At 69.2% G+C, this 14,819-nt stretch carries 5 protein-coding genes; 2 read left to right on the plus strand and 3 right to left on the minus strand.

The features are described 5' to 3' along the window. Positions 1-2: 2 nt before the first annotated feature. Positions 3-6,638 (minus strand): RHS repeat-associated core domain-containing protein, encoded by a 6,636-nt coding sequence (locus tag ACIBK8_RS09920; RefSeq protein ID WP_399041199.1) that lies wholly within the window; start codon positions 6,636-6,638, stop codon positions 3-5. A gap of 226 nt (positions 6,639-6,864) precedes the next feature. Then, positions 6,865-11,076 (minus strand): LamG-like jellyroll fold domain-containing protein, encoded by a 4,212-nt coding sequence (locus ACIBK8_RS09925; RefSeq protein ID WP_399041200.1) that lies wholly within the window; start codon positions 11,074-11,076, stop codon positions 6,865-6,867. 959 nt (positions 11,077-12,035) lie between these two features. Between ACIBK8_RS09925 and ACIBK8_RS09930 the strand changes: the two genes are divergently transcribed. After that, positions 12,036-13,862, plus strand: a complete 1,827-nt coding sequence (locus tag ACIBK8_RS09930) for a lytic murein transglycosylase (RefSeq protein ID WP_399041201.1) — start codon at positions 12,036-12,038, stop codon at positions 13,860-13,862. Positions 13,863-13,909: 47 nt separating this feature from the next. Further along, positions 13,910-14,251, plus strand: coding sequence for a hypothetical protein (locus ACIBK8_RS09935; RefSeq protein ID WP_399041202.1), 342 nt, complete (start codon positions 13,910-13,912; stop codon positions 14,249-14,251). A 54-nt stretch (positions 14,252-14,305) separates the two neighbouring features. Here the strand turns inward: ACIBK8_RS09935 and ACIBK8_RS09940 are convergent, their stop codons facing one another. After that, complete coding sequence (locus ACIBK8_RS09940; protein WP_399041204.1) at positions 14,306-14,629, minus strand: hypothetical protein; 324 nt, start codon at positions 14,627-14,629, stop codon at positions 14,306-14,308. Between the last annotated feature and the right edge of the window lie 190 nt (positions 14,630-14,819).

Consider the following 14,819-nt stretch of genomic DNA (forward strand, 5'->3'; position numbering starts at 1 on the left):
CCTCAGGCGCAGTTTCCGGACGAGGGGTCGCAGATGGATCCGCCGCCTCCGCCGCCGTTGTCCTCAGGGTAATAGGGGTCCTGTCCCTTGGAGACACCGAGCGGGTCGAATGCGTCCTTGAACAGTTCCCAGCTACCTCGTTTCCACCCGTAATCCCTGATGTAGCCGGGTGCCTGGGCGGCCGATGCCACGCCGCCCGCGATGCCGAACGACTTGGCGAATCCGCGCAGGCGGGTGGGCTCGCCGACCGGCTGGGGGCCCTTGTGCTGGGTCGGCTCGAACTTCTGGCCCGTGAGGTCCTTGACCGCCGACGTCTTGATGACGTCGTCGACGTTCTTCTTGATGGCGTCCTTCATGCCCGCATCCTGCTTCACCGTCCTCGCAACCTTTCCGGTGATATCGCGGGAGTTGAGCGCGTTCCAGAGTTCCTTCGCCTCGGACTTGGCGACCGCGAGGTCGTGATCATTGAGAAGGTTGTCCATTCCCTTGCCCGTCTCCCGGGCCTTTCGGTCCTTCTCCAGGATCGACGACATGTTCTTCAGAGCGCCCCAGCCCTTCTGAATGTGCCACTCGTCCTTGTTGTCGAGGCGCTTGCCGTTGTTGAACTCGTAGATGATGGCGGTCGCGGCCTTTCCGTCGCCCATGACCGTCTTCGCCTGGGGCTTGGCGTAGATGTTCTTCAGGCCCTTGGCCAGGTTCCGGTTGCTGACCGTCGGGATCGACGCCCTCGACCGTGAGGCGCCCGGGTTCGCGTTCGGGGTCTTGTACGCCTTCTTGATCGCCCCGATCGTGTCCATGACGCTGTTCATGACCTGGTTGAAGAACCACCCGAAGAACTTCCCGCTCGGGTCCGCGTACACCAGCGGGTTGTTGTTCCCGTAGGTGTAGCCGTGCATCTGCTGGGCGTCCGAGGTGTCCATCATCGGGTCGACGGAGATGAACCGGCCCGTGTTCGGGTCGTATTCGCGGGCGCCGAGGTGGGTGAGTCCGGTGCCCTTCGTCTCGTCGGTGCCGCCGACGAAGCCCTTGGTGCCGGGCCAGGACTTCGGCGCCTGCCCGCGGGTGCCGCCGAAGGGCAGCACGCGGCGCTGGCTGAGGGTCAAGTCGCTTGCCGCGACGGCCAGCAGGCCGGTGCCGTGATGGTCGCCGATGGTGAAGGAGAAGGAGCCGTCGTCCGAGCGCACGGCCTGGTGGCCGCTGCCCAGGTCGAAGTAGCGGGTGGCCTTCGCCTTGGCCGCGCCCTTGTCCAGGGTGACCTCGGTGTGGCCGAGGTGCAGCGTGGTCCGCTCACCCGTGCGGGAGAGCAGACGCTGGCCGTCGGCGTCGTACAGGTACTCGGTGACCTTGTCGGGCTTGCCCGCGACCGGCTCGGTCACCTTGCTGAGGTTGCCCTCCGCGTCCCAGGCCAGCTTCTGGTCGCCGCGCCCGGTGGTGTTGCCGGTCTTGTCGTAGCTGTAGCCGGTCTTCTGCGTGCCGTCAGGGCCGTCCGTGGTGACCGAGGTCAGCGTGTGGGCCTGCGGGGTGCCGGGCTCGGGGTAGGTGTAGGCGCGCTTGACGTCCTTCTTGCTGTCGCCGCCCGTGTCGTGGCGGGTCTCCGCGAGACGGTTGCCGACCTTGTCGTAGCTGTACGAGTGCCAGTACGGGGCCGGGCCGCCGACGGCGCCGGCGGACGGGGACGCTCCGCAGGTCTTGTCGCCCTGCGTCCACGCCTCGGTCAGCCGCCGCAGGTGGTCGTAGCGGAAGCACTGGTTGTCCGTGCCGGTGCGCGAGACGTCCTTGACCGACAGGACGTTGCCCGCCTCGTCGTACGCGTAGTCGGCCTGCTGGTCGACGCCCTTCTGCTCCTCGCGGTCCACGCGGGAGGTGGCCAGGCGCTGGGTGCCCCACTCGTAGGTGTTGGTGACCCAGGTCTTCTTGCCGCCGTCCGTCAGGCCCAGTTCGTGCTGGAGCGGCTTGCCGGTGTGGCTGAACTTGGTGGACGCCGTCATGCCCTGCCCGTAAACGGACGTCGGGCGCAGCGTGTCCGCCTCGTAGCCGTAGTTGACCGAGCCACCGGGCAGCGAGCCCGCCGCCGAGTAGCTGATCGAGGCGACCTTGCCCGACGGCCGGTACGCGGTGCCGGTCTGGTACGTGCCGGCGAGCGCGCCCTCGGACTTCGGGATCACGACCGCGGTCCGCGCGGGACGGTAGAGACGGTCGTAGCCCGCGACCTTGGTCGTGTACTTCGCGTCGCCCACGTAGCGGGTGGACTCGGCGAGCTGCCCCTTGGCACCGGGGATGGTGTCGTACGTCCAGCTCAGGCGCACCTTGCCGGTGTCCGAGCCCTCGCGGACCTCGGTCTTGCGACCACTGTCGTCGTAGACGTTGACGAGGGTGACGCCGCGGGCGTCGGTGCTGGAGACCAGCTGGTTGTGGTCGTCGTACGTGCTGGTCGTGGTGCCCTTGTCCGGGTCACGCGACTCGACCGTGCGGCCCATCTGGTCGTAGGTGGTGGTCCAGCTGTTGCCCGCCGGGTCCGTCACCTTCGACGGCAGGCCCGATGGCGTGTAGGTGTACCTGGTGCTGTCGTACGGAGCGTCGGCCTTCCGCTCGTGGTGCCTGCGCAGCTCCACCGTGTTGCCGCGGACGTCCGTGAGCGTGGTGGTGGCGGTGTCGCCGGCCGGCGGGATGACCGTGGTCCGGTCGCCGTGGTAGCTGGTCGTGGTGGTGTTCAGGACCTTGCCGCCGTCACCGTTCCCGGCGATCATCTGCACCTGCACCGGGCGGCCCCGGCCGTCGTGGGTGGTGCGGGTCTGCGACTCAACGGACAGCGCGTCGGCCGGCTTGAACAGCTCGGTGACGGGCTTGCCGTCCACGTAGTAGTCCGCGAACGTCTTGGCCACCAGGCCGCGTTCGTCGTAGAAGACGTCGGAGACGAGACGGCCGCCGTCCGGGCCGGGTGCCTGGGACTGCCGCTCCCTCAGGAAGCCGTCGTAGAGCTTGTACGAGGTGACCTGACCGCCGTTGTTGTCGAGCAGCTTGGTGGCGACGGCCACCGGCTTGCCCTCGGTGACGGTGTAGGCGAACTCGTACGTCGGAGTGCCGGACGCCTTGCGGTCGGCGAGCCACACCTTGGTGGAGCGGCCGAGCGCGTCGTAGGCGAACTGCGTCTCCTTGCCGTTGGTGTCCGTCTCCTTGAGCACGTTTCCGCGCAGCGGGTCCAGCTGCGACGTGGTCGTCTGCACGGTCTTGGCGTCGGCGCGCTTGGCCGGCGGTGAGGTGGTCCTGGACTGCGTGGGCAGACCCGTGGCCGGGGTGTAGACGGTGGTGGTGGTGCGTCCGTCGGTGCGCTTGGTGCGCACCGGGGCGCTGTCGCCGGTGGCGGTGACGTCGGCCGTGAGGTCCGTCGTCGTCAGCTCGCGGCCGTAGTCGTCGAAGGTCGTACCGGCCTCCAGGTAGGTGGCCTTGGCACCGTCGTGGCTCTTGAGCGTCGCGGACGCGGTGGCGTCGCCCTTCGTCGGCTCGGCACCGTAGCCGCCGCCGTCGTAGGCCGTGCGGACGTCGCTGATGACGTCCTTCTTGCGGTCCGCCGTGCCGCCGCAGGACGTGGCGACCGTCTCCACGCGCGAGGGCAGCTGGAGGATGTTCTTGTCGGTGTTGGTGGCGTACGTGGTGCGGGTGCACCTGTCGTCCGCGTCGTCCGTGGCGTCACCGCGGTCGTCGACGGATGTGACGCGCCCGGCCACCTTGTCGTACGTGGTGAAGGTGGACGCCGTGCGCCACTTGGCGCCCGCGCCGTCGTCGAGTGACGTCCACGCCTGGGTCGCCGATGTGCCGGTGAAGTTCGCGGTGACGGTGCCCCAGTCGCGTACCTTCTTGGCGGTCTCGTGGTGCCAGGGGCGGTTGACCGTCTTGCCGACGACCTTGCCGCCCGCCTTGTCGAACTGGACGCTCTTGTACGGGAAGCCCGCCGCCGCAGCGTCGTCGGTGATCGCGGAGCCCTCACCGTCGCCGAGGGACACGCTCACGCTCTTGGTGCCGCCCGATGTGTCCTTGCGGTCGCCGTTCATGCCGCGCAGGAAGTAGGTGTCCTCCTGCGACTTCAGGGCCGAGTCGCCGCCCTGGCCGCCGGTCCTGACCCGGACGTGGCCGTAGCCGCGCCACTGCGACCAGGTCTTGTGCTTCTCCTTGGTCAGGCCGTCGTCGTCGTTGTAGTGCCAGGCCGCGCCGTCCAGGTAGTCGTAGTCGGTGACCTGGTCGGGGGAGCCGCCGGTGCGGTCGGTCGCCACCACGGAAGTGACGACGTACTTGTTGAACCACTGCCGCACCGGGTCGTTCTTCGCGTCGCCGCCGATGTACTGCGGGAAGCAGCGCGTGGTGTTCGACTGCGGCGACGGCAGCTTCGCCGCGTCGCAGGCGGGCGCCGAGTAGGTGGCGTCGATCTGGCCGCCGGACTCGTCGGCCACCGTGGACAGGCGGGACTTGATGAACGGCGCGAAGCCGTCACCGGTCTTGTCCATGCGGTTGGCGAGCTGCGTGTACGCGAAGGTGGTCTTCGGCAGCGTGATCGCCGGGCTCTCGGTGTGCCCCGTGTGCTGGACGCTGTCGAGCAGCAGCTGGTAGTCCGTGTCGGCCATGCCCCAGCGGTGGCCGAGCTTCCAGGAGTCGACCTTGCCGTAGGTGCCGTCGGCCTTGAGCGCCTCGGTGGTGACGTCGGTCAGGCGCTTACGGGTCCAGAAGGACGGCGCCAGACGGGCGGAGTCGCACTTGGAGCCCGCCTTGCAGTTGAGGTCCCAGGGCGTGTCGTACCAGTGGAAGGACTGCTTGTCGATGGTGTCAGCCGCGCAGGTGACGCCGTCCTTCGGCAGGCACCGCTCGGCGTTGCCGAAGACGACGCGCCCCTGCGGCTTGGTGCCGTACATGGACGAGGACTTCAGGCCGTAGTCGATCCGCTTGAGGTAGCCGCCGCGGGTGTACGGGGTGTCGTCATCGGCCTTGAGGTTGCGGCCGTAGTGGTTGGTCTCCTTGCCGTAGTGGTAGGAGATCGCGTTGCCGTGGGTGTCGACGACGTAGTCGAGGTTCCACCGCCATGCCTGCTGGCACCAGGACTTGGCGTAGCTGTCGGCGTGGCAGGGCTCACCGGAGTTGTTGCCGAAGACCGGCACGGTCCAGGTGGAGTCCGTGGTCTCCTTGCCGTCCTGCCAGCCCGGCAGGCGGTGGTAGCCGAAGTAGTAGCGGGTGCCGTCCGGGTCGGTCACCCGCCAGTACTCGCCGTCGTTGTCGCCGTTGCCGCGGTTGGCGGACTTCAGCCGCTTGATCTTGGTGCCGTCGTCCTGCTGGAGCTTGAACTCGTCGTCGCCGGTGGGAACCAGCTCGCCGCCCTTGCCGTTGAACGACACGAAGGCGTTGTCGTACTTCCAGCAGAGGTCGCCCGGCTTGCTGCCGTCGGCGTTCTTCTGCCCGTCCTCGGCACACGACTTGTAGCGGCGCTCGATGAAACCGGGGGAGAGGTCGAAGCCGTCGCCGACCCAGGACGCCTGGTTGTTGGTCTCGCCGGTGCGCCCGTCGATGGCGCCGGAGTTGTAGCTCAGGCCGACATCGGGGGTGAGGCCGCCGGGGACCTCGGGCACGGGCATGTCGTAGGACCAGGTGAAGTCACCGGTGTTGAGGTTGGTCTGCCAGGCGGCCGACGGCGACAGCGGCGTGGCCTTGTAGTCGCCCTTCTCACCCTTGGCGTCGGCCGCGGCGGCGAGGACGGTGGCCCGGCCCGCGCGCAGCGAGACCGCCTTCGCGGTCAGGGTCTGCCGGTCGGTGTCGTTCGTCGCGGCGACCGGGGTGCCGGTGCGGCACTCGGTCTTGCCGGGACTGGTGAGGACGCAGTCCGGCAGCTCGATCAGCTGGAGGCGCGAGGCGTAGTCGCCGCCGAACGCGCCCGCGAAGTCCGCGTAGTCGACGGTGACGGAGACGTCGCCGGCCGGGGCCGCGGATTTGGCACCGGAGCCGGCAGCGGACCCGGAACCTGACCCGGTCCTGGACTCGCCCTTGTCACCCTTGGACTCGGCCTCGGGCTCGTCGGCGGTCTTGAGCGCGCTGCGTACGGCGGCGCTGCGGGCCGTGGTCTTCGGCTTGCCGCTACCGTCCTTACCGCTCTCGTCGCCCTTGTGGCTCTTGTCGCCCGCGTCGCTCTTCGGTGCGAGCGTGAACAACAGGCCGTCCACACCGGCTCGTTGGGAGTGGCCGCGGTCCAGGACCTTGGCCTCCACCGCGCCGTCGAGCGCGTCCTTGTCCTTGGCGGCGGGGGCGAGCCCGACCGGCAGGCCACCGGCGGGCTCGGAGCGCTCGGCGGACTTCCCGGATTTTCCGGACAGGTCGACCGTCGCCGATTCCGGCTCGGGCCAGTCGGCCTTCGGGGCCTTCGCGGGGGTGAGCGGGCCCGAAGTGAGCTTGCGGGGCCGGACCTTGACGCCGTCCTGACCCGGCACGGGCTTGTCCGTGTGTGGCAGGCCCGGCCGGTCGTTGCCCGCAGCGGCGGCCGGGAGGGCGGACACGCCCTGGATCAGGCCGCCGACCATGAGGAACGACAAGGCCAGCGCGACACGTTTATGTACCGTTTTGTGTGCTGAGCCTGCACCGCGAGGTGGTGCGGATATGGGATGCATGGGACTTTCCGTCCATCGCTGAGAGGCACCACGCCATGACGGTGTGGTGCGAGGGGTGGATGGGGTGATGTCGGCGAGGCCGACGGACGCCGGTGCGGTACGCCCGAGAGGTCAGGCGCACCGCACCGGAACACGGCAGGACGTGGGATCCGGAGGTCCAGGCCGTGTCGCCGAAGTCCCGCCGGGGTCGCCCTGCGGGCAACGGGCGGGACTTCGACGAGACGGCCTAGGAGCCGGACCCGGCCGGTACCTCGGTCGGCACGTCGAACCACGAGCCGGCGAGTTCCTCGATCTGGCTGTCGTTCAGGGCGCCCTGGAAGACCCAGACGTCGTCGACGGAGCCGCCGAAGTACTCGCTCCAGGCGCCGTCCTTCCGCACCCGTCCGACCTGCAGGGCGTCGTTCGCCTTGAAGCTGATGACGTTCTCGCCCGTGGAGGCACGGTCCTCGCAGGAACCGTCACCCTCCGCGCAGGAGACCTCCTGCAGAATCCCGTTGACGTACAGCCGCGCCTGCTTGGCGAAGCCGTCGTAGACCACGGCCAGGTGGTTCCACTCGCGCACGTCGTAGAACTCGGTGTTCGTCACCCGCTCGTACGCCGCCGACGAACCGTCCTTGTCCGGCATCGCCAGCTCCCAACGCCCGGTCGCCTCCGGGTCCTTGGGGTCGGGCACGAAGCGCACCGTGAACGCGCTCTGCTTCGATCCCGCCGCGCTCACCACGGACACCCCGCTCTCCGGCATCGAGGCGGCCTGCGCCCACGCGGTCGCCGTGAAGCTGGTGCCGGTGTCGACGGGCACCCCGGAGGTGGCGGCGTAGCCGCTGGAGCCGTTGAGCACCAGGCCGTTGTCGCCCATGTACGCGCCTTCGGCACCCACGTCGGCGCCGCCGCCCAGGGTCATCCGGTGACCCCACTCGGAGTCGTCGGGTGTGGTGGCCGCGGCGCCGGTGTCCGCCGCGTCGAACTTCCAGCGGCCCTTGACCAGCGGTCGCTGCTGGAACAGCTGCCTGGCCTCCTCGGCCGATACGGGCCGGTCGTAGAGGCGGACCTCGTCGATCTCACCGGGGAAGAAGGACCCGGGCTTGCCGCTGTAGTTGCCCGCGCCGATGTACATCGACTGGTCGGCGTAGAACGCGCCGCCGAGCTTGGCCGAGCCGGCCGCCTGCCCGTTGACGTACAGGGTCAGGGTCTCGGCGACGGTGTCGTGCACGCCGGTCAGGTGGACCCACTCGCCGATCGTCGCCGTGCCGCCCTTCGGGCCCATCGCACGGATGATGCCCGCGCCCGCCTTGTCCTGCGCGTACTGGTTGAACACCCAGCGGTCGAGGTCCTTGGAGTAGTACAGCTCGAAGCCCGGCCGCTCCCTGCCCGCCTGCGCGGCGATGACCGCCGCGCCGCCCGGCTTCTTGTCGAGCTTCGCCCAGGCGGAGACCGTGAAGCTGCGCGAGGTGTTCACGTGCGGGCCGCTGGTCCGGCCGATCTGCGCGTAGCCGTCGGTGCCGTTGAACGCGGCGGCGTTGCCCGCCACGCCCTTGCGGCCCGGGGTGACGCCCCCGTGGAACGTCGCGGGCAGCACGTCGCCGTGGCCTTCGACCGCGGTTGCCGACTCCGGCTCGTCGAGCGGGAAGACCGCGATCGCCGGGCGCCCGGGGTCACCGATCCGCTGGAGATCGTGCAGCTTGGCGACCTCGTTCGCGGAGATCCGCTTGTCGAAGATCTGGACGTCGTCGATGGCGCCGGGGAAGAACGCGCCGGGCTTGCCGTCGTACGAGCCCGCGCCGAACTGGAGGCCGCGCCGGGCGTTCCAGGGCTTGGGCAGGTCGGCCCCGCCCGCAGGCTTGCCGTCGACGTACAGATCGAGGCGCTTGGCGACGCCGTCGAAGGAGCCGACCAGATGCGTCCACTCACCGACCTGCACGCCGCCCGGCTTGTCCGCCATGGCCCGCACGATCTTCGCGTCCGGGCTGTCGGACGTGTACTGGTTGAACACCCAGCGGTCGAGATCCTTCGAGTAGTAGATCTCGAACCCCGGGCGGTGGTTGCCCGGCTGTGTCACGGCGATGGCCGCGCCGTCCGGCTTCCTGTCGAGCTTCACCCACGTCGAGACGGTGAAGCCGCGGTCGGTGTCCACCACCGGGATGTCGGTGTCGGCATAGCCGCTGGTGCCGTCGAAGTGCAGCGCGGTGCCCTTCTTGCCGGGTGCGCCGGCCTGCGCCCCGCCGTGCAGAGCGGCGGTGCGCGCCGGAGTCGAGCCCTTGGCCTCGGTGGCGCCTGCGCCCTCGTCCAGCTGCCAGGTGGCGCGCTCGGGCTGTCCTGCCTTCACGCGGTACTGGTAGGTGCGGATCTCCGAGGCGTTGCCCGCCTTGTCGAGTGCCTGCGCGGTGACGAAGTTCAGGCCCGGCTTACCGGGCAGCACCTTCGCGGTCCTGGCTTCCCCGCCGGACGTGGACAGCTCGTTCTTGGCGCTCGGGTCGGCGTTGACGCCGTACCGGTAGCGGGTGACGTCCGTGGACGACGACTTCAGGCCGAAGTTGCCGTACTGGCCCACGCCGTCGAACCACGGGTCGTCCGGGTTCTCCGGATCGGATGCCGGATACTCGCCCGACGAGACCGTCGGCGCCTTCGGCACACTCGTGTCGTACACGAAGTAGCAGCCGGTCGGATCGCCCGCGGTCGACCACGGCGAGTACTGCGCGCCGTCATAGGACCGCACCAGCCAGTGGACCTGCTTGTTCGCCGGGACCGACTTCGGCAGGCCGACGGAGAAGTTCGAGCCGGACTTCTTCGCCGCGGTGCGGGCCGGATTCCAGCGCGGGATCAGGCCCTTGCCGTCGCCCGCGTCCCACTTGGCCTGGAACTGCACCGACACGCTGTCCTTGTCGGGGTCGGTGACGTTGTTGGCGTAGATCTTGCCGAGCGTGCGCACCCGCGGCGCGGACGCGGGCTTCTTGCAGACGCCGCCGTACTCCATCGTCAGCTGCGACATCTTGATCTGCGACGGCGGACGGTTGTACTTGACGCGCAGGAACGCCTTGTCGGAGAACCGCTTCCAGCCGTACTTGTCGCTCTCGGACGTGGCCTTCATACCGAAGGTCATGTTCGGCCACTTCTTGTCGGCGGCCTCCTGCACCGCGGACTTGACGTTGAACTCCGCGTCCCTGGCCCCGCAGCCGGAGTAGCCGTAGGCGAACGACTCCGTCGCCAGCTTCTTGATCCAGTACCCGGAGGCGTTCTGCGAGTTCCAGGTGGTCTTGTTGCTGATCCCCTTGGTCCGCCACAGCTGCACCTCGCGCTTCGAGCACGACGGTGAGTGCACATTGCGCACCACGAACTCCGCGGACAGGATCGACTTGCCCGCGAACTTCGAGGTCGGTATCTGGTAGAAGAGCCGCTTCGTGTCGTACGGAGCGCAGTAGCTCCAGCCGCAGTAGCCCATGCCCGCGTCGTGCTTGCCGTTGAACTTCCACTGCGGGGATCCGGCCCAGTACTTGGAGGCCATGGTCCAGGTCGACGCGCGCGGCGAGTACCACTGCGGGTCGATGAAGACCGGGTAGTGCGTGTCCTTGCCCTTGAGCACGTCCTGGTCAGGCTTGAGGACCATGGAGTCGCCCTGGGAGGGGAGGTCCACGTCCACGGGGGCGAGCTTGCCGGATTCGCCCGCGCCGGGCTCGTGGCCGCCGGTGCCGTCTTCCGCGGTGACGGCCGAAGCGGTGACGGCGGCGCGCTTCTGCCGTGCACCGGCGGGTGCCTCGCCTGAGCCGTCGCCTTCACCGGATCCGGCCGCCGCTTCGCCGGAGCTGGAGTCCCACATCATCGGCTTGGGCGCCTCGAAGACGACGCCCTTGGCGCCCTTGTCGCTGGCCTCCAGGCCGCCGTCCGCCGTCTCGCGGGTGTCCAGACCCTCGGTACGCAGCTTCAGCTTCAGCTCGGCCAGCTCCGAACTCGCCGCCGCCTTCGCGGACTTGACCACGAGGAGCTGCGAGAAGCCGTCCTCCTGGGCGCCCATCCGCAGGTCGACCCCGTCGAGCACATCGCGGTACGTGGCCGTGGCGCCGTCCAGCTCGGGCGCGGGGAGCTTCCCCGGCCAGGACAGCGCGAGCGCACGCCCCGCCTTCGTCATGCGCACCAGCGGACGGTCGTCCCCGCCGCCGGAGAACGCGATCCCCGTCGTCGTCACCTTCGGTGCGACCATGCCGTCGGAGGTCTTCGCCAGGTCCGTGTCGACCGGCTTCCACTCGCCGCCCACCCGCGCCCGCACCGGACGCAGATACTCACGGGCCTCCAAGTCCCCCTCCGGTGTGGCGAATACGTCGCTGCTCTCACTGCGCAGCGACGCGATCTCCACACTCTCGCCGGTCCGCTTGGCCTTGGCCCGCGCCTCCTCCTCGGACAGCGGCGCGTGCGATGAACCGGTCCGCGTCTCCTGATCCGCCGTCATGGCCGTTGTGGCCGCCGCTTCTGCCGCAGGCAACGACCCCAAAGCCAGCACACCGCTCAATGCGAGAACGACAGCTCCTCCGGCAACGCCCCTGACGCGACGCACGCGCGTTCGCGCCCCCATCGCCACACCCCACTCCAAAGATGAGAATTTCCTGAAAACAACAGCCAGAACGTAATCGCCGATCTTGGGTGCAAGTCAAACCGACTTAACGCATAAAAACGCCCATGTGGTGTCAAGGGTGGGTGAGGAACCTCATAGCCCCATATGGTTGTGCGGCCGACTGAACCAATCCCATAACTGATCAGTCACATGGGCATCTCCGGGACTCCGGATTTCGGCGGGTGACGGGGTGTGGGCCCGCCGGGAAGGCCGGCTCACAGCGGACCGAAAGCCTTACGGCCCCGAATCCGCCGCCACACCGGAAGAACTCACCACGCATGACACGGACTCAACGGCATTGCTCAGCACGCTTGTTGAAAAGCCGGGCCGCACGATTTTCCTGCTGGAGACACCGCTTGAATCCGGAAGCCGGCGACCGGGTTTCTCCCGACCGCCGCCACACCTTGTGTCGCTCGGGACTCCATCCGGTGATACGTTCTTGCACGCACTTACCTGGTATTGCCCCAAGATGTGAGGCCGCTGCCGCCGCATCCGCCGCCACCAGGGCTTTCGCCGAGGAACCCGGCAGCCCGTGACCGGTGTTCGCCGCTGGAGACACGCGGATGTGCGCCGTCACCGAACAGAGACGGGCGCCGCGTCGGATTCAGCGCCGCCCGAACCCGGCTGACGTGCCGTCCGCCCCTCATACGCACCGGAAAGGAAACCGCGCCGCACAAGCAGGCCCGTAGCGTGGACAACGGGAACCCCAGGTGAATTCCGAACCTCGCTCCACGCCACCGCATTTCCCCCGCACTTTCCCAGCTCTCTCTCCTCTCCTTGACTCAAGGATCACCTTCGTGAAGCCGCTGCTCACCCTGTCGTCCTCCCTTTCCACCCTGCTCGCCCGCCGCGTACGCCAGAGCCTGTGTGCCTGCGCGCTGGCCGCCGGCCTCACCGCCGCCTCCGCGATCAGCCCGGTTCGGGTCACCGGCCCGACGAGCGCCGACGCCAACGGCGCCCGGCCCGACGCCGGCGCGCAGCAGGCCCAGCCCCGTGGCGTCCCCGACCTCGAACTGCCGGGCCCGACGGGCGAGAGCCGGGACGGCGCCAAGGAAAAGCCGCAGGAGGAAGGGAAGTCCGAGGGAGGCTCCGAGGGGAGCACCGGCATACCCGCCACGGCCCTGGACGCCTACAAGAAGGCCGAGCGGACGCTGAGCGGCGCCCGGCCGTCCTGCCACCTGCCCTGGCAACTCGTCGCCGGAATAGGCCGCGTCGAGTCCGTGCACGCCTCCGGCTACGGCCTGCGCACCGATGGCTCCACCGCCGATCCGATCCGCGGCCCGCGCCTGGACGGGAAGCAATTCGCGCTCATACGTGACACCGACCACGGCCGCTGGGACGGGGACGCCGAGTTCGACCGGGCCATCGGCCCGCTGCAGTTCATCCCCTCCACCTGGGCCACCTGGGGAGCCGACGGCAACGGCGACGGCGAGACCGACCCCAACAACCTCTACGACGCCGCCCTCGCCACCGGCCACTACCTGTGCGCCGGCGGACGCGACCTCAACCGCCCGGCCGACCTCGACAAGGCCGTCCTCAGCTACAACAACTCCCGCGCCTACGTGAACACCGTGCGGGAATGGATGCGCACCTACCAGGGCGGCAAGGTCACCACGACACCGGACGACGCACCCGCCGCCCCGCACCACCCCGACCCGCGGGAAGACCGCACCCCGTCCACCGGCCCCGCCCGCCATCAGCCCGCCGCACACACCTCAGCCGAGCGGGACCGTACGCCGGGCGCTACGGCAACACGGCGCCCCGCCAAGCCCGTTACCCCGTCCAAGCCGACGGGCAAGCCCGCCGGGAAGCCCGCGAAGAAGCCCGACCCCGCACCGGACCGCCCCGCAGGCGGCACCGACCACCGCTCGGTCAGCCGGCTGGCACGCGTCGGAGAAGCGGACCTCGGCCACCGGACGGACGGCGAACGGTTCGCACGACGGCCGCAGGTGCGTGCCCTCGACGCACACGGACACACCGTGCCGCACGCCAAGGTCACCTACCGCATCACCGGAACCGCCGCGGCGTACTTCCCCGGCCGCACCACGACCGTGACCCTCGCGACGGACCGGCGCGGCACCGCCACGGCGCCCACCGTCCAGGCGGGCGACCGGCCGGGCCACGTCACTGTCACCGCCTCGACGCCCGGGAAGCCCGGCCCCCGATCCACCACCTTCACCGCGACCGTCCGGCAGGCGCCCGCGCCCGTCCCCGACCGCCTGGAACTCCTCACCACAGAGCCCTTGCACGCCCTCACCGACAGCCGCTTCCCCGAACCCCTGCGTATCCGCGCGACGGATCACGGCACGCCCACCCCCGGCGTACGCCTCACCGCAACGGTGCTCCACCACACGGAAGACACCGAGGAGCGCACGGAGCAGCCCCCGCAGGCGAGCACCTACGGCCCCTACTTCAAGGACGAGCACGGTGAGCACGACGAACACGGCGACCCCGCCCGCACCCGCACCCTCCTCCTCGACGCCACCGACACCGCCGGCCGCCTCACCCTCCCGCAGCTCTTCACCGACAACCGCCCCGGCACCTACACGCTCCGTCTGACCACGCCGCAGGGAGCCACCCTGGACATCCCGCTCACCGTCGACGCACCAGCCACGCGCTCCTGAACGCGCCCGCCCAGGCCCACGCACCGCTCGAAAGGGACGCCGTACGCATGGACACGAACCAGACCCCGCCCGCGCCGGGGGAAGGCAGGCGGTACGACGGGTGTGCCGACATCGCCGCGGCCTTCGGGCTGTTCATCGTGGACATGTTCGTCGGGGCCTTCGCTCTGCTCATGGCCGTAGGGGCCACCGACTACAACATCTTCGAACCGGACCGCAACAAGAACATCGACTGGACGATCCCGATCGTCACCCTGTGCGTCCTGGCCGGGCTCTGCTGGCTGTCGGCCTGGCCGCTGCTCAGGAAACGCTTCTTCGCCGGCGGATGGGTCCAAATCCTCTTCGGCGCGGGCCTGTTGCTGCTGTGGGCAGCGGAGACCATGCTGCCCTGATCACCCAGCCGGCTTCCTCGGCGATACACCGGGAAGCCGGCTTCTGCCGTCAGCTCAGCCGATGACCCGCACCGACTGGGGTCCTCCGACCCGGGCCACCGTGCGGCCGGGGGCCAGGTTCGTGACGAAGGTGGCGCAGTTCGTGCCGAGAAAGACGCTCACCGTCTTGTTCGTCTCGTTGGTGACGCTGCCCGCGCGGACCTGGAGAGTCAGACAGACGTTGTCCGGCGGGTTGGTGATCCGGAACTCCTGACCGGCGGTGCTGAAATACCGGATGTTTCCCGTGGCGGCCTGCGCGTTGGTGGCCAGGCCGGTGGCCAGCACGGCTGCCATGCCGACAGCCAGGCCGAGCCTGCCCAGGCGTGCGAGTGCGAACATGAGAGAGGTCCCCTTCCCCTGTGTGCGCCGGCCCCCAGCGTTCCGGCGTCTCAAGCGAGATATCCCCTGTGTGACGGCTATTCGGAAGGCAATTCGATCCAATATCACCCATGAGGGTGAATAAGACGTTCAATCGCATTACCGGCTTCATGGTCGCGTTCCGGACACCGGCTGAGTGGCGCGATTCCGC

The sequence above is a fragment of the Streptomyces sp. NPDC050161 genome (genome assembly GCF_044460025.1).
Lineage (GTDB): Bacteria > Actinomycetota > Actinomycetes > Streptomycetales > Streptomycetaceae > Streptomyces.